The organism is Hymenobacter psychrophilus (genome assembly GCF_900107135.1).
Classification (GTDB): Bacteria; Bacteroidota; Bacteroidia; order Cytophagales; family Hymenobacteraceae; genus Hymenobacter; species Hymenobacter psychrophilus.
In genome coordinates this window covers 1-19,301 of the sequence record NZ_FNOV01000021.1, presented here as the reverse complement: position 1 = coordinate 19,301, position 19,301 = coordinate 1, and the positions used below count along the sequence as shown (strand labels likewise).

At 63.5% G+C, this 19,301-nt stretch carries 17 protein-coding genes; 5 read left to right on the top strand and 12 right to left on the bottom strand.

All coding sequences use genetic code 11. The annotated features are described in order from the left end of the window. Positions 1-53 precede the first annotated feature (53 nt). On the top strand, positions 54-1,019 hold the full coding sequence (locus BLW21_RS20065; RefSeq protein ID WP_092743761.1) for a PorP/SprF family type IX secretion system membrane protein: 966 nt from the start codon (positions 54-56) through the stop codon (positions 1,017-1,019). Positions 1,020-1,111: 92 nt separating this feature from the next. On the opposite strand, the gene BLW21_RS20060 is transcribed toward BLW21_RS20065, so the two are convergent. The 3 genes from BLW21_RS20060 to mnmA form a co-directional block, all read right to left on the bottom strand. Beyond that, positions 1,112-2,824 carry a S8 family peptidase gene (locus BLW21_RS20060; RefSeq protein ID WP_092743759.1) on the bottom strand — a complete coding sequence of 571 codons (1,713 nt, stop codon included), beginning with the start codon at positions 2,822-2,824 and terminating at the stop codon, positions 1,112-1,114. A 104-nt stretch (positions 2,825-2,928) separates the two neighbouring features. Continuing rightward, complete coding sequence (locus tag BLW21_RS20055) at positions 2,929-3,684, bottom strand: hypothetical protein (protein WP_092743757.1); 756 nt, start codon at positions 3,682-3,684, stop codon at positions 2,929-2,931. Between the two features lie 79 nt (positions 3,685-3,763). Then, positions 3,764-4,906: a tRNA 2-thiouridine(34) synthase MnmA gene (gene mnmA / locus BLW21_RS20050; protein WP_139255351.1), complete on the bottom strand. Its 1,143-nt coding sequence runs from the start codon at positions 4,904-4,906 to the stop codon at positions 3,764-3,766. Positions 4,907-5,073: 167 nt separating this feature from the next. Here mnmA and BLW21_RS20045 point away from each other — a divergent pair, with 167 nt between their 5' ends. Further along, the gene (locus tag BLW21_RS20045; RefSeq protein WP_092743753.1) at positions 5,074-5,715 is read left to right on the top strand and encodes a beta/alpha barrel domain-containing protein; all 642 of its coding nucleotides are present in this window, start codon (positions 5,074-5,076) and stop codon (positions 5,713-5,715) included. Positions 5,716-5,725: 10 nt separating this feature from the next. Here the strand turns inward: BLW21_RS20045 and BLW21_RS20040 are convergent, their stop codons facing one another. The 9 genes from BLW21_RS20040 to BLW21_RS20000 form a co-directional block, all read right to left on the bottom strand. After that, positions 5,726-6,562, bottom strand: a complete 837-nt coding sequence (locus BLW21_RS20040; protein ID WP_092743751.1) for a maleylpyruvate isomerase N-terminal domain-containing protein — start codon at positions 6,560-6,562, stop codon at positions 5,726-5,728. Between the two features lie 23 nt (positions 6,563-6,585). Further along, positions 6,586-7,248, bottom strand: a complete 663-nt coding sequence (trmB, locus tag BLW21_RS20035; RefSeq protein WP_092743749.1) for a tRNA (guanosine(46)-N7)-methyltransferase TrmB — start codon at positions 7,246-7,248, stop codon at positions 6,586-6,588. Between the two features lie 131 nt (positions 7,249-7,379). Beyond that, complete coding sequence (locus BLW21_RS20030) at positions 7,380-8,681, bottom strand: bifunctional folylpolyglutamate synthase/dihydrofolate synthase (RefSeq protein WP_092743747.1); 1,302 nt, start codon at positions 8,679-8,681, stop codon at positions 7,380-7,382. A 130-nt stretch (positions 8,682-8,811) separates the two neighbouring features. Next, positions 8,812-9,651 carry a hypothetical protein gene (locus BLW21_RS20025; RefSeq protein WP_139255350.1) on the bottom strand — a complete coding sequence of 280 codons (840 nt, stop codon included), beginning with the start codon at positions 9,649-9,651 and terminating at the stop codon, positions 8,812-8,814. 149 nt (positions 9,652-9,800) lie between these two features. Further along, on the bottom strand, positions 9,801-10,205 hold the full coding sequence (locus BLW21_RS20020) for an ExbD/TolR family protein (RefSeq protein WP_092743743.1): 405 nt from the start codon (positions 10,203-10,205) through the stop codon (positions 9,801-9,803). A gap of 101 nt (positions 10,206-10,306) precedes the next feature. Next, positions 10,307-11,041, bottom strand: coding sequence for a MotA/TolQ/ExbB proton channel family protein (locus BLW21_RS20015; RefSeq protein WP_092743741.1), 735 nt, complete (start codon positions 11,039-11,041; stop codon positions 10,307-10,309). 200 nt (positions 11,042-11,241) lie between these two features. Further along, positions 11,242-12,459, bottom strand: coding sequence for an HU domain-containing protein (locus tag BLW21_RS20010; RefSeq protein ID WP_092743739.1), 1,218 nt, complete (start codon positions 12,457-12,459; stop codon positions 11,242-11,244). 85 nt (positions 12,460-12,544) lie between these two features. Further along, positions 12,545-14,233, bottom strand: coding sequence for a TonB-dependent receptor (locus BLW21_RS20005; RefSeq protein ID WP_092743737.1), 1,689 nt, complete (start codon positions 14,231-14,233; stop codon positions 12,545-12,547). A gap of 258 nt (positions 14,234-14,491) precedes the next feature. Beyond that, positions 14,492-17,647, bottom strand: coding sequence for a tetratricopeptide repeat protein (locus tag BLW21_RS20000; protein ID WP_092743735.1), 3,156 nt, complete (start codon positions 17,645-17,647; stop codon positions 14,492-14,494). Between the two features lie 196 nt (positions 17,648-17,843). Between BLW21_RS20000 and BLW21_RS19995 the strand changes: the two genes are divergently transcribed. The 3 genes from BLW21_RS19995 to BLW21_RS19990 form a co-directional block, all read left to right on the top strand. Beyond that, complete coding sequence (locus tag BLW21_RS19995) at positions 17,844-18,683, top strand: hypothetical protein (RefSeq protein ID WP_092743733.1); 840 nt, start codon at positions 17,844-17,846, stop codon at positions 18,681-18,683. A gap of 46 nt (positions 18,684-18,729) precedes the next feature. Then, entirely contained in the window at positions 18,730-18,915 is a 186-nt protein-coding gene (locus BLW21_RS21385; protein ID WP_139255349.1) for a hypothetical protein, read from the top strand. Between the two features lie 87 nt (positions 18,916-19,002). After that, the coding region (locus tag BLW21_RS19990) for an IS5 family transposase (protein ID WP_139255348.1) at positions 19,003-19,301 on the top strand (299 nt) is incomplete at its 3' end.

Sequence of the window (19,301 nt, the reverse complement as noted above, 5' to 3'; positions counted from 1 at the left end):
CTGCTGGCACCTGACTACCTGCTTTCCTTCCCGATGCTAATGCTCCTGCTGTTATGAAAAATTTCTCCCTGCTACTGCTGCCGCTGCTGCTGGCCGCCGCGCCGGCGCTGGCCCAACAGGAGGCCCAGTACAGCCAGTACATGAACAACAACTACCTGCTCAACCCGGGGGCTACGGGCGTCGAAGACTACATCGACGTAAAGCTTAGCTACCGCACGCAGTGGGTGGGCCTGGAGGGAGCCCCCCGCACGTACTACGCCAGCATCAACTCCTCGCTGGGCAAGTGGCTCACCACCGATAAGCGCACCCGCCGCGACCTGCGCCGGCCGTTTCACGCCATCGGCGGTTACGTGTACCGCGACGAAACCGGCCCCATCAGCCGCACCAGCGGCTACGTTTCCTACGCCTACAACGTGGTGATAACGCCCAGGCTTCGGGCCGCGTTGGGTATGTCGGTGGGCGTGCAGCAGTTTTCCGTTGATGGCTCCAAGCTGAAATTCTTCACTGACCCCGATCTGGTGGCCCCCAGCGACGCCTCGCGGGTACTCGACGGCTCGGTGGGCCTGTGGGTGTACAGTCCCAGCGTGTTCGTGGGCGTATCGAGCACCCAGCTGCTGGCCAATAAGCTCGACTTTTCCTACGGCCTCAACCAGCTGGGCGCGGGCGTCGGCAACTCCCTCCGGCGACATTATTTCCTCACGGGCGGGGTGCGGCTGCCGCTTACCGATGACTGGTCGATTATCCCGTCGGTGCTGGTGAAAGCCGTCAGCCCGGCCCCGCTTGCCGTCGATGTCAATGCCAAGCTCAAGTACCAGGATTTGCTGTGGGCCGGCGTGTCGTGGCGCCTCAACGACGCCGCCGTGGCCATGGTCGGCTTCAACTACGAGCAACTGGCGCTGAGCTACTCCTACGACACGGGGGCCTCGCGACTCGCCAACTACCACAGCGGCAGCCATGAAGTATTGCTAGGCCTGCGGCTGAAAAAGAAGAAGCAGGTAGTCTGCATCGACCGGTTCTGATATGCCCCCCCGGCCAACCAGGTACTTTTAAACGAAAGAAGCAGACCCGGTCGGGCCTGCTTCTTTCGTTGGTGGGTTTGACTACTGCCGGACTACTGCTTTACGAAACGCACGGCCTGCTGCTGCGGCCCCGGCCCAATCAGGCAGGTGAAAATGCCCGGTCGCAGTCCGGCCGTTTCGAGCCGCACCGTGCCGGTAGCGGCCGGCGCTACCCGCTGCCGGGCCACCAGCGCCCCGCGGGCGTCATAGATCCTAATTTCCAGGATACCCGGGCCCGGACCAGTGGGCAGCTGCAGATACAGGGGCTCACCCGGCCCTACCGGGTTGGGGTAGGCATACAGCCCCGCCACCCCGCGGGCCGGGGCGTTGGCCAGCGGCGTGCCAGGGTTGGCCAGGTTGTAGGCCCGCACAAAATCGGGAATACCGTAGCCCAGGTTGTTGTCGGGGGCAGTGGCCTGCGTGCCCGAACGCTGCAACAGGGCAATAACCTGCTGGGCCGTGAGGCGGGGGTTGGCCTGCCAGAAACCGGCCGCCAGACCCGCCAGCACCGGGCAGGCATAGGAGGTACCGTTGCCCCGCGAAATGGTGCCGCTCGGGTTCACAATGGCCGTGGCCACGCCCATTGCCGACAGGTTGGGCTTGAGGCGGCCGTCGGCCGTGGGCCCGCGCGAGCTGAAGCTGCCCACCCGGCCCAGCGAGTCGGCCGCGCCCACCGTCATAATCGAGTCGGCGTCGGCCGGGGCCGCAATGTAGCGCCACGCGTTGTTGCCGTCGTTGCCGGCCGAGTTCACTACCAGCATGCCCACCCGGGCCGCCACCGCGGCGGCCCGCGTCGAGAGGGCCGTACGGCCGTTCATATCGGCGTAGGAGTAGCTGGGCGAAGGGGCGTCGAAGGTGGTGTAGCCCAGCGAGGAGCTGATAATATCCACCCCGGCCGAGTCGGCGTATTCGGCCGCCACCAGCCAGTTCACTTCCTCCACCGGATGCTCGGTGCCGCCCACATTGTCTTCGGTGATAAAAAGCCGGAACGAGGCTTTGGGCGCCGCGCCCAGGTAGCGGCCCGGCTCGTCGCCGCCAATAATGCCCAGGCAATTGGTGCCGTGGCTGTCGCGCCCAAACACGGCGGCCGATTTCTCTACCACGTTAAACGTGCTCAGCAGGCGGTTTTGGGTGAACATGGAGGCGAATACCGACGCCGTATTAACGCCCGTAAAGCCGGCATCGAACACGGCAATCTGTAGGCCTTCGCCCCGGAACCCGGCGTTGTGCATGCGCTCGGCCCCCACCTGCCGGATTTGCGCGTAGGCCTTGCCGTACTGGCTGCGGTCGGCCGTCGTCTGCTCGGGGGTTGGTGGCGCAGGCGCGGGTTTGGGCTGGGCGCTGCCCTGGGGCAGGCCGCGGTTGAGCGTGCGGGCGCGTTGCACGAAGGGCAAGGCCTGCACCTGCGCCAGCACAACCGAATCGCAGGCTATTACGGCGGCATTGAACCAGCGCGAGGTGTACCAGAGCTGCACGCCGGCCACCGCCTTCACCTGCTGCACATAGGCGGGGCTCACCGGCAAGTCGCGGGGCAGCACGGCAATCTGCTGGCGCTGCCGCCGCTGCAACGCCCGCCCCGACAGAAACTCCTCGGGCCGGCTGACGCTGAAGGGCGTGCCGGTTTTGTCGCGGAAGTAGATCAGGTGCCGGCGCACGGTGTTTTTGGCCGCGGCCGGTTTCGGGGCAGGCGGGGTGGGCGTTGGGCGGGCCGCCAGGGTCGGCAGGCTCAGGCCCGCCAGCAAGCCAATCAGTAAAAAACAACGCATAGGGCAGAATGGGGAGTTGGACGTTCAGGGGACCCTACTGTGCCGTTTGCCCCGCCAGATCCCCCGAGCGTCAAACTACCCACCTCACTCCTTGCCCGCTTAAACTACTTCCCGCTCTCAATCAGCACCTGATTGCGCGACTGGCCGACATTGCGAACAAAGGGAAACCGGCAGCCCTGGGAACCCGAACAGTCGTTTTTGAAGCTGCGGCTGACGCGGTACACCGGCCCCACACCCAGCGCAAAAGTGGTGCGCTGGACGATGAGCTTGGTGGCGTTGTTGTTGTCGCCGGTTTTGAGGTCGTTGACGGTGGTAATGGTGTTGGCGTACTCGTAGGACTTGCCGTTGCGGCTGATGCTGAACGGCTGATCTATCTGCTGGTAGAAGCGCGTGACGGCCGAAACCGAATCCTGGTTATTGAAGGCGTTGTAGCTCCAGCTCTTCCCCTCCACGGCCGGAAACACCAGCGCTACCGTGCGGCGGTTGTTGAACTGCTCGGTTATGTTGAGCGGGGCTACCGTTACGGCCAGCACCGAATCGACCCGCCAAGCCTCGGCCGCCGAGTTGCGGCGCGAGCGAACCACCTGATACACTGGCTGGCCGGCCGCGTCGGGCTCCGGGGCACCCAGCACCTGCTCGCGGAACTGGAAGCGACTAGCCGTGGGCACGTTGTCGCGCCACACGGTGTCGGCCACGTCGTAGATGCGGTAGCTGCCCACGCTGAGCGGGTAGTAGTCGGGCAGCGTCTGCGGCATTACCTCGGCATTGTCGCCGCAGCCGGCCAGCAGCAGCGCCCCGGTGGCCGCCAGGCCCAGCAGCTTATTTCCGCCCACTCGGCGCAGATAGTTCTTATGCATCATGTAGCAATTGATAAGCGGAAGGTAACGGTTGAGAAGGTTATTTTCTAAGCACTAAAAACGAAGCACCAGCCACAATCGACTAAGCGCTCAGCTCGGCCAGCAGCTCGGGAATCTCGCCAATGGTGTGGCGCTCAATCCAGCCGCCGCCCAGCACGTCGTCGCCCTCGTAGAATACGGCGGCCTGGCCGGGCGTCACGGCATGCACCGGCTCTTCGAAGTACACGTAGATTTTCTCGCCGCGCTGCTCCAGAAAAGCCGCGGAACCGTCGTGGTTGTAGCGGATTTTAACAGTGCTCGGCACCAGCCCACGGCCTTCGAGCGAGGCGAACTTGCCCATATTGAGCTGCCCGACCAGCGTGCGCGAGCTGGCCAACTCCTCGAAGTTGCCCAGTACCACCCGGTTGGTATCGGGGTCGATGGCCGTGACGTAGGCCGGGAAGCCCAGCGCTATGCCCAAGCCCTTGCGCTGGCCAATGGTATAAAACGGGTAGCCCTCGTGGGTGCCCACCACCGTGCCGTCGCGCAGCACAAACTCGCCGCCCGCCACGCGCTCCTCCAGGCCCGGCACGCGCCGCCGCAGAAAGCTGCGGTAGTCGTTGTCGGGAATAAAGCAGATTTCGTAGCTCTCGGGCTTGTTCACGAGCTCGGTAAAGCCCCGCTCGCGGGCGAAGTCGTAGATGGCCGACTTGCGCAGCTCGCCCAACGGGAACATCGTGCGGGCCAGGCTGGCCTGGCTCACGCCCCAAATGGCGTAGCTCTGGTCCTTGTTGTCGTCGATGCCCTTGCTGATGACGTAGCGGCCGTTTTCCTCGCGCACCTGGGCGTAGTGGCCGGTGGCAATAAACTCGCAGCCAAGCTGGTCGGCGCGGCGCAGCAGCGCATCCCACTTGATGTGGGTGTTGCAAAGCACGCAGGGATTAGGCGTGCGCCCGGCCAAGTACTCGTCGGTGAAATTGTTGATGACGGCCTCGCCGAACTCGTCGCGGATGTCGATGATGTAGTGCGGGAAGCCCAGCTCGACGGCAATCTGGCGGGCGTCGTTGATGGAATCGAGCGAGCAGCAGCCGGTTTCCTTTTTGGAGCCGCCGGCCGAGGCGTAATCCCAGGTTTTCATGGTCATCCCGACCACCTCATAACCTTGCTCGTGCAGCATCACGGCTGCTACCGAGCTGTCGATGCCGCCGCTCATAGCGACCAGCACCCGTCCTTTCGTTGTGTTCATACCTGGTTTAATTGCGCCCGGAGCGTGAAAGGTTCCGGCCGAATGCGCAAAGATACGCTTTCGGGGAATGAGTGACTCGGGGAATGAGCGGACGACCTTGGGGCGCCGGGCAGGATGCCAGTATATTTGCCCCTCCTACACCGAGTCACTCATTCACTCATTCACCTATGTCCCTGCTTCTGCCCGTCCTCGTCCGCGGTATCAACAACCTTTCCGATGCCCGCTACTGCGCCGGCATGGGCGCCGACGGCCTTATCTTCACCCTCGACCCCAGCCTGCCCGGCGCCGTGGATGCGGCCACGGTCAAGGAGCTGGCCGGCTGGGTGGCCGGCGTAGAAATCATCGGCGAGTTTGGCGGCACAATGCCCGTGTCGGAAATCAACCGGCTGGTGGAGGAGTGTAGCTTAACCCGGGTATTGCTGCGCGATTCGAGCCAGCCAGTCACCGCCTATTCTGCCCTCACCGTACCGGCTGTTCTGGAGATTCCGCAGATGGCCGCTTACGATGGCGAGTACCACCAGCAGGCCCAGAAAAGCTTCACGGCGGCCCTGCCGGCCGGCTTCGAGCTGCTGACCCGGGCCCTGGATTTCGGTCCCGATGCCAGCACTGACGAAGGATACCGCATTATGGCCGGCGCGGCCGCCACCGCGCCGCTGTGGCTCAGCGGCAGCTTCACCCCCGAAACCCTGCCCGCCTTGCTGGCCGCCGTGCAGCCGGCCGGCCTCATCCTGCAGGGCGGCGACGAAATCAAGCCCGGCATCCGCGACTTCGACGAGCTGGAAGCCCTGTTCGAGGCGCTGGAAGAATAACCGGCGGCGCTTAGCCCATCACTGCCGTCAGCCCGAAAACCGGCAGGCCCAACCGTTCGTCGCCGCTGATGGCTATGTGCGCCTGGGCCTGCTGCCGCGGCAGGCTTTTGGTGAACGGCCGCCACGCCACTTCCCCCGCCAGCTCGATAGTGGTATCAGGCCGGCCGGAATAGGCCTGACCCAGGGCCCAGCCATCGGCCTGCCGCTGCAAATACCAGGTTCCGCCCACCGGCCCAACGGCCCGAAACGCAACCACGGTGCCCACGCTGGCCGGCACGACCCGGTATTGATGGGGCAGGGCCCGCACGCAGGTGTCGAGAAAGGGCTGGTAGAGCGCGGGCACCAGCAGCGCGGCCTCCTGCCCCACCGCCTGCCGGATCTGCTGCTGATGGTGCCACTTTTCGGTGTAGTCGCGGGCGATATGAAACCAGTTGGGCGAAGTGGTTTCGCCGGCCCAGCCAACCGCAAAAGTGGCCGGCGCCATCGGTTCCAGGCCAGCCAGAAACTGGTTGTACTCGGCCCCCGACTGCACCAGCAGCCCCCGGATTACAGCCGGACTCAGCCGCTGGCCAGCCCTCACCCAATCGGCATTCAGCTGATCGAGAAAAGCTACCAGCCCGGGGTAGGTATTGCCGGCCGGCGCCACCCCGAAGTACCCGTCGCGTAGCATCGACAGCGCCCGCAGGTTGCCGTCGAGCAGGTGCAGGGCCACGTCGCGCACCCGCCACTGCGGCGCCAGTGTGGGCCGCTCCCACTCGGGAGGCGTGAGGGCGGCCAGCAGCCCGAACAGGTGCTGGTCGAGCACCGGAAACAGGTCTATAGTGTCAACCGGCAGCAAGGCGTCCATGAGCAGGGGTGTTAAACGGGTGGTTAGCTCAGCTCGAACTGCACGTACTTGATGGGCACGCCCAATTCGCGGTATTTGCGCTCAAAGGTGGTCTGGATGTCCTCGGCGTGGGGCAGCAGCTCGGGCGTGGCGTACAGGTCGCGGGTCTGGGCCACAATGGTGGCGCCGGGGCGCTGCTGCAGCGTTTCGAGGGTGTAGTCGAACAGCCCTTCGTTATCGGTTTTGAGGTGCAGCCGGCCGCCGGGACGCAGGATGTGCTGGTACAGATCGAGGAAACGCGGGAAGGTGAGGCGGCGCTTGATATCCCGGTCGCGGGGGCGCGGGTCGGGGAAGGTAATCCAGATTTCGTGCAGCTCGCCGGGGGCGAAATGCGCGGCCAGCTCGTGGGCGCGGGTGCGCAGCCAGCCCACGTTGCTCAGGCCCTGCTCCAGGGCAAGGGTGCTGCCCTTCCAGATTCGGTCGCCCTTGATGTCGAGGCCCAGGAAGTTGCCCCCGGGGTAGCGTGCGGCTAGCCCCACCGTGTACTCGCCCTTGCCGCAGCCCACTTCGAGCGTAATCGGGTGGTCATTCTCAAAAAAGTCGGCGTGCCAGCGGCCGGCCAGTTGTTCGTAAGTTTCTTTGCCCGGCTCCACAATGGTCGGCCGCTCGGCGTTGGCGGCAAAGCGCCGGAGTTTACTTCTGCTCACTGCTTGGTTTTTGGTGGGTGGTTTTTGGTTGTTGGCTTCAGTAAAGCAGCATTGGCTTGCAGTGGCTGGTAGGCTGAGAGTGACTGATCAACGAGCCAACAACCAGAAACCACCCACCAAAAACCAGCAATTCAAAGCTCCTCTATTTCGGCCACCACAAAGGTACTGCCCCCGATGAAGATGACCTCATCCGGGGCGGCGGCGGCGCGGGCGGCGGCCAAGGCGGCCGGCACCGAGGCGTACGGGCTGCCTTTCAGGCCCAGGGCGGCGGCGCGTTCGGCCAGCTCGGCTACCGGCAGGGCCCGCGGAATGCTGGCCTGGCAGAAGTAGTAGGTGGCCTCCGGGGGCAGCAAGGCCAGCATCTGGCTGATGTCCTTGTCCTGCACCACGCCCAGCACGAAGTGCAGGCGCTGCCGGGGCAGGCGGGCCAGCTGAGCCACAATAAAGCGGATGCCGGCCTCGTTGTGGCCCGTGTCGCAAATCGTCAGCGGCCGGCGGCTCAGGATGGTCCAGCGGCCCCGCAGGCCCGTCAGCCGGGTTACGTTGCGCAGGCCTTCGCGCAGGTGGCTTTCTTCGATGATAAACCCCTGGCGGCGCAGCTCGGCCACCGTAGCCAGCACACCGGGCAGGTTCAGGCGCTGGTAGTCGCCCACCAAGCCCAGCGCCAGCTCATCGAGCTGCACCTGCTCTTCGTGCCAGATACGCAGGCACTGCGCGGCCTCATCGGGGGCGGGCTCGCGCAGCAGCTCGGCGCGGTAGTGCTGGTCGGCAAACAGCAGCGGGGCCCCCTCCTGCCCGGCTTTCTGCTCGAACACGGCCGCTACCTCGGGCTGGGTCTGGCTGATGATGGCGGGCGTATTGGGCTTGATGATGCCGGCTTTTTCGGCCGCAATCAGCGGCAGCGTGTCGCCGAGCAGGGCCTGGTGGTCGGGGCTGATGTTGGTGATGAGCGAGACGAGCGGCTGCAGGATGTTGGTCGAATCGAGCCGGCCGCCCAGGCCCACTTCCACCACGGCCACGTCCACCTGCTGCTGGGCGAAGTAGTCGAAGGCCAGCGCCACGCACACCTCAAAAAACGAGGCCTCCACCTGCTCGAAGGTGGGCCGCCAGCGTGCTACCCAGTCTACCAGAAAATCTGGCTCCAGCGGCTGCCCGTTCAGGCGGATGCGCTCGGTGAACTCCTTGAGGTGGGGCGAGGTGTAAAGGCCCACCCGGTAGCCGGCGGCCTGCAGCACGGCCGCCAGCAAATGGCTGGAACTGCCCTTGCCGTTGGTACCGGCCACGTGCACGCTCCGGAACTGCCGCTCGGGGTGGCCGGTAGCCGCGGCCAGTGCCTCGGTGCGCTGCAGTCCCGGCTTGTAGCCCGCCGCTCCCACCCGCTGAAACATCGGCAGCCGGGCATACAGGTAGTCCAGGGTTTGCTGGTAAGTCATTTTTCTAGCTGTTAGCTGAGAGCCATTAGCTGTTAGCTCCCGTTCCGGAGGACAGGCAGGCAGCCATTACGAGTAAGCGTATTTTAGACCGAAAGCTAACAGCTAATGGCTCTCAGCTAACAGCTAACATTTATCTTACCGTGAAGCGGAAGGTGTAGAAGCCGGTTGCACCACCTTCGGCCGCGCTGGTGCGGCGGAACTCCACTTTTTCCAGCGCTTCCCGGCACAGGCGGTCCTGGGCCGGCGACACGTTGCCCGACACCTTGGTCACGGCCTCAATGTCGCCATCTGCACTGATGCGGATTTTGTACTTCACGAAGCCCGAGTTGTTGTCGATAAGGGCCACGCTGGGCTTGTTGACGGCGGCCCAGCCGCTCATGTCGAGGCCGCCGCTGCCGGGGCTGCTGCCGCTGCCGCCGCTGCCAGGTTCGCCCGAATAGGCTTTGCCGTCGTAGGTGCCGCGCGGGTCGCCCTTGTCGCCCACGGTGCCGGGGTTGTCGCCATTGTTGTTGCCGGTGGGCGCGTTGCTGGAGCCGTTTACGCCATTGCCGCCACCATTCGCCTGGTTGGCGCGGGGCGTGAACACGGCCCGCTGATCAACCTTGGGGCGCACGGGCTCGGGGGGCGTGGGCACTGCCTCGCGGGGCGGGGCAGGCTTGGGGCTCGGCGGCACCGTTACGGGGCTTTCCTCGGCTTCACTGGTTACCACGCGCTGCTCGGTGGGCGGCGTGCGGTCGGGCTGGGCAGTGGGCTGGGGCGGCGTGGGGTCGGGCTGGGCGGCGGGCGGGCGGCTGTCCTCCCGGTTCTTCGACTCGTTGGCCGGGGCCTGGCTCTGGATATCGCCCGAACCTACCTCATCCACCCCGTAGTTGAGTTCCACCCCGTCACCGCCCAGCGTATCAAGCGGCGGATCGGGCCCTTTGAACACGGCGAAAAAGAACAGCACGGCCAGGGCCACGTGAAATAGCACGGTCCCCAGTAAAGCTTCGCGCCGGTGTTCTTCGCGGTATTCCATTTTTTAGTGCCTAGTGCTTAGTTGTTAGTGCTTAGTTATTGAGTCCTACGTACCAGATATCAGAACAACCTAATCACGAAGCACTACTACCTACGCTCTAAAAATCATTTCCCCTGCTGGGCCTGGGTGGCCATGACCATCTTTATCTTGAGGCGGTTGCCGATTTCGAGAATGTCGACCAGCTTCTGCACGTTCAGCGAGGCATCAACGCGCAGCACGGCCGTGGGGCTTTCCAGGCCGGCGATGCGGCGGGCCAGCTCGGGCTCCAGCTCGGTAGGCGTAATGGGCGTACGGTCGAGGAAATAGGTGCCCGCCGCATCGACCGAAATAGTGATGGGCTGCTTCATGGCTTGCTTGCCCGAGCGGGCGTTGGGCAGCATGAGCTTGATCACGTTCGGGTTCACCATCGTCGACACAATCAGGAAGAACAGCATCAGGAAGAACATGATGTCGTTCATCGAGCTGGTCTCGACATGGGAAGAAATCTTACGGCGCCGGCTGAGATTCATTTTTTGAGCTATTAGCTGAGAGCTGTTAGCTGTTAGCTCCTGCCCTTTTGCCTGAACATCAAGCTAACGGCTAACAGCTAAAAGCGCCAAGCTCAAATCAATTAGTTGTCCTGCAGGATATCCATGAACTCGACGGCCGAGTGCTCCATGCGGAACACCATGCGCTCAACCATGATGCTGAGCCAGTGGTAACCGATGTGGGCGATGATGCCGATTATAAGGCCGGCGGCCGAGGTTACCATCTTGGTGTAGAGGCCACCAGAAATCTGGGCAATGCCGAAGTCGCCGGTCGAGCTAATGGCGTAGAAAATCTTGATTACCCCGATAATTGTGCCTACAAAGCCCAGCATGGGCGCAATGCCGGCCACAATACCCAGCACGTTGATATTCTTTTCGAGGCGGGCAATTTCGATTTTGCCCACGTTTTCGACGCTGGCCTCAATTTCGCTCAGCGGCAGCCCCACCCGGCGGATACCTTTCTCAATCATGCGGGCCAGGGGCGTAGGGTTCTGGGCGCAGAGCATTTTGGCGCCCTGCAGGTCGCCTTTCACCATCAGGTTGCCGATGCCGGGCATAAACGACTCGGGCACCGCCCCCGCCTTGCGAATGGTGAGGTAGCGTTCCAGCATGATGTAAATCGTGAGGAAGAGCAGCAGAAACAGCGGCACCATAATCCAGCCACCGGCTATGACCAAATCAATCAGCGAGAGGCCCGAGGCCTCGGCTACGGCCTGGTTGGCGGCAGTTACAGCCGAGTCGGCCGCTGCGGGCGAGCCGACGGGCACCGCGGTAGGGTCGCCCACCTGGAGTTGTAGAAACAGGGACAGAAGCGTCATTTTTTAGTGCTTGGTTTATAGTACCTGGGCGGTTGGAGATGGATGCTTGGTGGTTGGGCAGGCGGTAAAAGAACGTCATCCCGACGAAGCCAGTATGTTTCCCCGGCAGCCGGTTCGTCGTCCTGACGTGGGCGACCGGGGAAACATACGGCTTTTTCAGGATGACAAGTTTCTATGCACTATCAACTAAGCACTACGCTTTAATACTGCTTGATCCACAGGTCGCCCATGCGCTTACGCAGGATGACGGCCTGACGGTCGGCGGAAGTACGGTCGGGGAAATCGACGGCCGAAAGCATGAACTGCCGGCTGCCGGGCGCGGGTAGCAACACGCGGGCCGGGTGGCCCAGCCGCACCAGCGCCTGGCGGCCCTTCTCGGCATTGGCCAGGCTGGTGTAGGAACCGGCAATAACGTAGTAACGGCCCGTGCGGCTGCTAACAGTCGCGGCCGACGCCCCGGCAGTTGCATTGGTAGCGGCCGCCTTCTCCCAGCCCGGAGCTTTAGGGGCGGCTTTAGCAGCGGCCGGCTTGGTGCCTTGGTCGGGCAGGGTAGCCACGGTCAGGGCGGGGCGGATGGCCGCGGCGGGAACCGTTGGGGCGGGTTTCACAACGGGCGCAGACGTGGGTGCGGCGGCGAGCGGCGCCGGGGCCTCAACCTCTTTCAGTAGTTCGGCTGCCGACTCGGCCGGTGCCGTAGCCGTGGCGGCCTGGTTCCAATCATCCGGCGAAGCGGGTTGCGGGCGGGCAGCAAGCCGGGTAGTGGCGGCACTGCTCAGGCTGGCCTGCTGGCGTGGCGCGGGCACCGGAACGGTAGGCCCCGCTATCGACTGGCTTCGCAGAACGTCGGGCAGGTAGCCCGCCAGGTCGGCAAACATATAGTTAGCCGATAGCACCAGGCCCGCAATGGCCGTGGCGCCAAGCGTGCGCCAGGCCCAGTTGAGGCGGCGGGTGCGCAGCTGCGGAGCGGCGGTGGGCCGCTCGCGGGCCAGTAGCGCATCGGTGGCCCGCACCGGGCGCGAAACCAGTTCGGGCAGCCCAAAGCTGGCCCCAAGCAGGTTCTCGGTGCCGGTGTACTCGAATTCCAGGCCCCGACCAGGTGCCTGCCGGAACGTGCCCACGCCTCCCAGCTCGGTGCGGTGGCCGCTGGCCAGCTCCTGCTGCATGCGCTGCACGGCCTGCTGCACCAGCTCGCGCGCCTGGGTCGGACTCACGCTCAGCCGCTGGCTCAGCGCATCTACCAGCAGCCCGTCGTTGCGGGTCAGGCTCTGGTTGAAGGCTACGCGCTTGGCCGGTGGGCTCAGCGTGTGGCGCACCGGATGGACACTGGCCGGCGCATAGTCGGCAATCAGCCCCCCAAAATTGGGGATAATAACGCAGTCGTGGTGCTGGAGCAGGGCCCGGATATGGTCGGCTAGCATAGGTAGGATGTCAGTCAGAGCAGGTAACAGAAACCGAAATGTACGGAATGATGAGTTGATATGCCGCTTTTTTGGCAACGGGCCGTTAGAACTGGTAGCTCACGCCGCCCAGCACGTTGATGCCTTTCACCGGATAGTTGAGGTACTGCATGTTGCTGCGGCCCAGCAGGTTGTTACCCATTAGGAAGACGGAAAATTGCTCTGTCAGCTGGTAGTCGCCGCGCAGGTTCAGGTCGATTACGGTGTCGGTGAGGCGGGGCTCGCGGGTTAGGTTTGCGCCGGGGAACGTGCTGCCGGGGCGCAGCCCGGTGCCGTAGCTGGAACTGAGCGTGTAGAGCTCGGCCCCGACCCGCAGCTTGTCGTAGAAATTATACGAGCCAAACAGCGTGGATTGGAACTTGGGCCGGTGAAAGGGCCGGGCCAGCGTTTTCACGTTGTAGCCGTTGTAATCCATCTTCAGGCCCAGGCGCAGCTTCTCGGCGGCGGTGTACATCACCTCGCCGTGCAGGTTGAAAAGCTGGGTGGATTTCTGGTCGTACACCAGCTCGAACTTGGTGGAGTCGCGGGCCGAGTTGTTGTAGAAGTACAGGTTGCGGTCGTTGGACAGTGTTACGCGGGCCTTCACCTCCAGGGCGCGGGCGGGCGTGGCATCAAAACCGAAGTAGACCGTGGGGCCGCGGCGGGTGTCGGCCACGCGCACGTTAGGGGCCAGCCAGGGGTTTTCGGTGCTCAAGTCGTATAGCGTCACCCGCTGCAGGCCGCCACCCAACCCGGCGTACACCACAAACTTGTCTTCGGTAACCGTGTAGGCTGCCCGCAAGGCCGGAAACACATTGAACTGGCGGGCATCGGTAATGGTGTCGCCGGTGTAGCCCAGCGTGGCGCCCACGCGCAGGCTCAGCCGGTTGAGGGTCGTTTCGAAAGCCGGCGTCACCTGGAAAAAGGGCCGGGTTTCGGTCAGCGAATCCTTGTGGGAGATGAACGACACGTCGCCATCAACGCGCACGCGGCTGGTTTCGGTGAGCTTGTAGGTGGAGCGCAGGGTGGCGTACACGTTGCTCTCGCTGGCCGCGAAGGCATCGGACCAGTAGTTGTAGCCCAGGCCCACGTTGTACTGGAAAGCGGCATCACGGGCCCGGTTGCGGGCATACACCAGCACGCCGGCCCGCTTGAATACCTGCTTGAGGCTATCGGCCTCGGGCAGCTCGATAACGTTGCGGTTGTAGCCGTAGAAGTTGTACCGCTCCCGGCCCAGATCTACTTTGGCACCCAGTACCAGCGGGCCGCTGTAGGTTTCGCCGTTCAGGCCCAGGCTGGTCTGGCTCTGGCGCGAGTTCTCACGGTCAACCGGCCCGCGGCTCGACGAGAGGTGCTTGAAATCGAGGCCATAGCTGGCGTTTTCCGAGCGGTTGTTGTGCAGGTAGGCCCGGCCGTAGGCGGTGCCGTAGTTGCCGATGCCCGCCTTGAGGTAGTTGCCGCTCAGCTCGGGCAATTGCTCCTGCCGGATGGTGAGCACGCGCACCGTAGGGTTGAGCTTGTCGGCCGGCAGCCGGAAGTCGGGGTAGGTGTAGTTGGGGGCGGCGGGCGTTTTGGCCGGAGCCTCTATTTTCACCTTCTCGAAGTTGCGGGTGGCGGTGGGCAGCTCGTTTACCCGCTCCTTTACAATCTCAATTTCGGCGTCCTCAATCGTGCCGCGCGTTTTCTGGGCCCGGGCCTCAAAGGCCGGGGCGGCAACGGTGAGCAGGGCGGCAGCGGCCAGGAGTTTATGGGTCATGTCGGGGGCTTGGGGGACGTAGGGACTGGGGCTCTGGGTTGCCGTTTTGGTGGCTTATTCACCCTTTACTCCTCTCCTGTTTTATTCTGATTTCTAGTCTGTTGCACCTGCTTGCCTGAACCAGCGGTGTAGAGGCGCATCTTCGCGTCTCGTCGTTGAACGGCCCGTCTGCCGGACACTTGTTGGGCGGCTGTTCAAGCAAGTCGTTCAACGGTAAACCGTTCAACGACGAGACGCGAAGACGCGTCTCTACATCGGTCAGCGCTGCGTGGCTGTCGTGTCGGCGGGGGCCGTGAGCGAGTTGCGGGCGGGCGCTTTAGGCTTGGTAGTTTTGGGCGGCGTTTTGCCGGTGGGCGCGGGCGTAACGGGGGCCGAGGAGGTAGCATCGGCGGGCAGCCCGGCGAGGCGCTGCTTAGCGCCGGCCACCACTTCGGGCACCGGGAATTTGTTGTCGATGATGGAGTTGAGCGTGGCCCGGGCCTGGAAGATTTCGCCCTGCTCCTTGTAGATGTCGGCAATCAGCAGGAAGGCGCGGCCCAGCCACAGGTCGTAGCCGGCGAAGTCGGCGTTGCTTTTGTAGGCGGCATCCAGGGCTTCGGGGTACTTCTTCTGCTGAAACAGCGTCTGGGCCAGCAGGTACTGGGCTTCGGCCCCGCTCTCGTCCTTGGCCATGGCGGCGGCCGTAGTCAGCTCGGGGATGGCCTGGTCGAGGGTGCCGGCTTTCAGGCTGGCCTTGCCCAGATAGAGCAGCGCCAGGTTGGTGGCGTTGAGCGCGGCTCCGCCCTGGGTTTGCAGCTCGCGGGCCACGCGGCGGGTGGTTTCCAGGTCGTTGGCTTCATAGCTGCTTTTCAGCAGCCCGATGCCCGCGTTGGCCACCTCGCGCTTGTTCTGCGACACCTCGCGCAGGCGGGCGTAGTACTTGGCGGCCTCGGCGTAGTTCTTGTTTTCAAACTCCAGGTCGGCCACCCGGCCCACGGCCCGGTTCACGAACTCGCTCTTGTTTTCCTGCACCACCGCCTTCAGGCGCGGCAGGGCCTCGGCCTTGCGGTCGGTGCGCAGATACGAGTCGGCCAGGAAGTAGCGGCCATCGGCGGCCAGCACCGTGCCGGGGTACTGCTTCAGGTAACCTTCGAGGCGCGGAATGGCCTGGGCGTACTTTTCGGCCGTATATAGCGACTTGGCGGCCTCAAACTCCACACTCTCGGCGGCCTTGCTGTCGGGGTTCTGCTGCCGGAACTGGGCCAGGTACTGGTCGAATTCCTCGGTTTTGCCCTGGGCGCTCAGGCTTTCCTGCAGGCTGTAAATAGCGCTCTGGGCCGATTTGGTGCGCGGAAATTCGCGCAGCACCCGCTTGAAATCGTCGGCCGCCTTGTCCTGCTGGTTCAGGTTTTGGTAGGCAATGCCGCGCTTCTGCAGCGCCTGCGGAATGAGCGGCGAGTTGGGCCGGTTGGTAATCAGGCGTGAGAAGCCCGTAACGGCCGCCTGGAACTGGCCGCCCTCGTAGTCGAGCTGGGCCTGCTGGTACACCGCATCATCGGCGTAGCGCGAGGTGGGGCTGGTTTTGAGCAGGGTGCTGAGCGTGGCAGCGGCCTCGTCGCGGCGGCCCATCTGGCCCAAAACCACGCTTTTCTGGTAGTAGGCGTAGTCCTTGTCGGCGGCGTTGGCCTTTATTACCTGCTCGTACTGCTCCAGGGCCTGGGGGTACTGCTTGGCCAGGTAAGCGAGGTCGCCCAGGCGCAGGGTCACGTCGTAGTAGTTGGCGTCGGCGGGCTTGGCCACCGGGTCGCGCAGCCAGGCCTGGAACTGCTGGCGGGCCTGGGCGTAGTCCTTGGTGTTGTAGTAGGCGTAGCCCAGCCCGTAGCGGGCTTGCTGGTCGTAGTCGGTGTCGGCAGCGCCGGCGCGGCGGCTGGTGCGGGCCGCGGCCTGATAGGCCGTAATGGCGGCCGGGTACTGCTGGCCGTACGAGTAAATATCGCCCTTGAGCACCTGGGCCCCGGCGCGCAGCGCGTCGTCTTCGGGGTATTTGAGGCTGCGGTCTAGCAGCGGCAGCGCGTCCTGGTAGCGGTTGTCGTTGTAGAGCGTGGCGGCCTGCAGGAAGGCGACGCGCTGGTAAGTGGCGTTGAGTTTGGCGCTGCGGTCGTCGAGCTTGTCGAGGTAGTTGAGGGCCTGGGCATAGTCGGAGGAATTTAAGAAACTCTCGCTCAGCAGCTCATCGACAGCCGGCTGGTTTTTGGAGCGCGGAAACCGCTTCTGGAAGTCGCGTAGCGCGGCCACCGTTTCGGGCGAGTTGCCCAGCTCGTAGCTCACCTGGGCGTACTTGAGGGTGGCGTTTTCGGTGATGTTCTTGTCGTAGGTGAGCTGGCGGGCGGCCCCGAACGAATTCAGGGCCAGCTGCTTCTGGCTGGTTTTCAGGTAGCTCAGGCCCAGGTGGTAGGCCGCGTTCTGGCCCAGCGAGTCGCGGCGGGCGGCCACGCCCTTCAGGCTGGCAATGGCCCCCTTGAAGTCGCCCTGGCGGAAGTTGGCGTAGCCGATTTTGTACTGCACCTCAGGCTCAATCTTCTTGCGGCCGGCGGCGTACTTGTCAAAATACCCGGCGGCCTCCTTGAAATCCTCCTTCTGGTAGTAAGCATCAGCCAGCAGCAGCTGAATCTCGTCGGCGCTCTGGGGCGGCGGGGTCTGGCGCAGCACCTGCGGGGCGTAGGCAATCAGGCCGTCGTAGTCGCCTTCCTTGTACAGAATCTGGGCCATCAGGGCGGGCACCACGGGCCGGTAGGCGTCGTTCTGCTCGGCCGTAGCCAGGTCGCGCCGCGCCCCCTCAAAGTCGCCGGCCCGGTAGGCCAGGTAGCCGGCGTAGTAGGCGCTGGCGTAGCGGTACTGGTGGTTGCCGGCCTTGTTGCGGTCGAACTGCAAACGGGCCTTGTCGAACTCTTTCTGGGCGAAGTAGCTGTAGCCCAGCTTGAACTCCGACTCGGCCCGCTGGTCGTCGTCCAAGTTGTCGGGCCCCACCTTCTGCAGGTAGTCGATGGCCCGCACGTAGTCCTTCTTGTTGAAGTAGAAGCGGCCCAGCTCGAAGTAGGCCTGGCTGGCCTTGGGGTGGGCCGGGTTGTCGGTGGCGAAGGCCAGGATGCGGTCCTCGGCATCGGGGTGCAGCAGCTGCAGGCCGGCCACGGCGTCGTAGTACTCGGCATCGGCGAGGCGGCCGGGGGTTAGCTGGCCGGCGCGGCGCTCTACCTGGCCCTGGTACTGCCGAAAAGCCTGCTGGGCAGCCCCGTACTTGCCCTTGTCGAACAACTCCAGGCCCTCCTGGAAAAAGCGTTCATCGTTGGTAAAAACCTGCGTTTGCTGGGCCAGGGCGGCCAGCGGGGCAGCGGCGCCAAGGGTGGCAGCCAGTGCCAGACGGGGGAATAGGTTCATCTAAAAGTCGTTGCGCAAAGGAGCCCCGAGCGCCGCCGGCGGCGTCGGGAGGAATCCAAAAGTAGCGAAAAGTTCGGGCGGGATTGCCCCGGAATGGGCGTTTTCGTCTGTTTTAACGCGGCGGGCGGGTGGTTTGGTGTGGAGAACAGGGAACTATTACCTTGTGCTCCGCCAGCTATATCCTCCCCTTTTGCTTATGCGCTACGTCTGTTTCCTACTGCTCGCGCTACTACTAGCCGCCTGCGGTTCTCCTACTACCTCCGGCCCCTACCCGCAAAACCCGGCTATTTCCGATGCCCAGGGCCACCCGCGGGATTCGACCACGTTCTACTTCCCGGTGGCCGACACACTACACGACGCCTATTTACCCGAGGAGAAACGCCCCGATGGCATCTATTACAACACTGATATTCGGTTTGCAGACTGCGCGGATGAATTAAAACATGCGTCCTATGTGCTCAACTATTTTGATGCCCCTGTCTTATCCAACTATTATCTGGGAGCTGATATCGTCCGATTTCTCTGGCTTCGCTCCTTTCACCGCCCCGTGCTGCTCACGTTACGCCATGATTCTGCTGGCACCACCCTCAATACAAGGCTTTTGGATAAAATCCCCGGCTTCCAGATAATAACTGTACAGCATCCTGATAGCTTGTCGCCGACGGCCTCCGATTATACCCGGAAACGAACTCGGAAACGCTATAACGAATCAATGGCTGACCCGGAGTTTCAAAAGCTAGTAGCCGAGGGCAAGCGCCGAGCGAGGCGAGTGGAGACAGAAGAAACTACGGTAGCCGTTTCGCCGGAGCAGTGGCAGCAATTCCAGCGTTTGCTCCGGACAAGCCGCTTCCAGCAGCTACCTGCCTGCAAGCCCAGACCCGGCATGTTGGATGGGGCCTACTGGTTGTTGGAGACGCATCGGGCCGATGGCTACCACATGGCAGCCCGCCAGACCCCCGATGCAACTGACCCGTTCCGCCAAGCTTGCGCGTATCTGATTGAACTGAGTTCGGCCCGCGGGGAGAAACGGTATTAAGCTAGCCGTTATGTGTTCCACTAGGTATATCCCACCCTCCTGCCTTATGCGCCGCGTCTACTCTCTCTTCCCTCTCCTGCTATTGGCTGCCTGTGCCTCTCCCACTACTCCCAGCGCCTACCCGCAAAATCCGGCCGTTTCCGATGCCCAGGGCCACCCACGCGATTCGACCACGTTCTACTTCCCAGCGGCCGACTCGCTGCACGACAAGTATTTGCCCAAGGATAAATGACCTTCGCTACAGCATAATACTAATATCCGGCTTTCAAATTGCGCTTCTGCTCTAGAGTGTGTGGACAGTCATGTTTAAATTTGCGGGATGCGACGCCACGAACTTACTGAGCGTGAATGGGAACTGATTCAGCCGCACACACTTGGGCAGGCCGGTACGGCAGGCGGCACAGGCCGCAACAACCGCCATTTTGTCAACGCCGTGGTCTACCGGGTGCGCACGGGCTGCGCCTGGCGCGACCTGCCCGAACGGTTTGGCCCTTGGAACACGGTAGCCCGACGCTTTCGCCGCTGGGCGCTGGCTGGGGTCTGGGAGGGCCTGTTCCAGGCGGTGCAGGAGCCGGATTATGCTTGGGTGCTGGTCGACTCGACCACGGTCAAAGCCCA

Excerpts from the sequence above, each read along its gene's own strand:
- BLW21_RS19995 (WP_092743733.1), top strand. The coding sequence starts at position 17,844 with ATGCGCTACGTCTGTTTCCTACTGCTCGCGCTACTACTAGCCGCCTGC.
- BLW21_RS20060 (WP_092743759.1), bottom strand. The coding sequence starts at position 2,824 with ATGCGTTGTTTTTTACTGATTGGCTTGCTGGCGGGCCTGAGCCTGCCG.
- mnmA (WP_139255351.1), bottom strand. The coding sequence starts at position 4,906 with ATGAACACAACGAAAGGACGGGTGCTGGTCGCTATGAGCGGCGGCATC.
- BLW21_RS20010 (WP_092743739.1), bottom strand. The coding sequence starts at position 12,459 with ATGCTAGCCGACCATATCCGGGCCCTGCTCCAGCACCACGACTGCGTT.
- BLW21_RS20055 (WP_092743757.1), bottom strand. The coding sequence starts at position 3,684 with ATGATGCATAAGAACTATCTGCGCCGAGTGGGCGGAAATAAGCTGCTG.
- BLW21_RS20030 (WP_092743747.1), bottom strand. The coding sequence starts at position 8,681 with ATGACTTACCAGCAAACCCTGGACTACCTGTATGCCCGGCTGCCGATG.
- BLW21_RS20045 (WP_092743753.1), top strand. The coding sequence starts at position 5,074 with ATGTCCCTGCTTCTGCCCGTCCTCGTCCGCGGTATCAACAACCTTTCC.
- BLW21_RS20000 (WP_092743735.1), bottom strand. The coding sequence starts at position 17,647 with ATGAACCTATTCCCCCGTCTGGCACTGGCTGCCACCCTTGGCGCCGCT.
- BLW21_RS20020 (WP_092743743.1), bottom strand. The coding sequence starts at position 10,205 with ATGAATCTCAGCCGGCGCCGTAAGATTTCTTCCCATGTCGAGACCAGC.
- BLW21_RS20015 (WP_092743741.1), bottom strand. The coding sequence starts at position 11,041 with ATGACGCTTCTGTCCCTGTTTCTACAACTCCAGGTGGGCGACCCTACC.
- BLW21_RS20005 (WP_092743737.1), bottom strand. The coding sequence starts at position 14,233 with ATGACCCATAAACTCCTGGCCGCTGCCGCCCTGCTCACCGTTGCCGCC.
- BLW21_RS20040 (WP_092743751.1), bottom strand. The coding sequence starts at position 6,562 with ATGGACGCCTTGCTGCCGGTTGACACTATAGACCTGTTTCCGGTGCTC.
- BLW21_RS20065 (WP_092743761.1), top strand. The coding sequence starts at position 54 with ATGAAAAATTTCTCCCTGCTACTGCTGCCGCTGCTGCTGGCCGCCGCG.
- BLW21_RS21385 (WP_139255349.1), top strand. The coding sequence starts at position 18,730 with ATGCGCCGCGTCTACTCTCTCTTCCCTCTCCTGCTATTGGCTGCCTGT.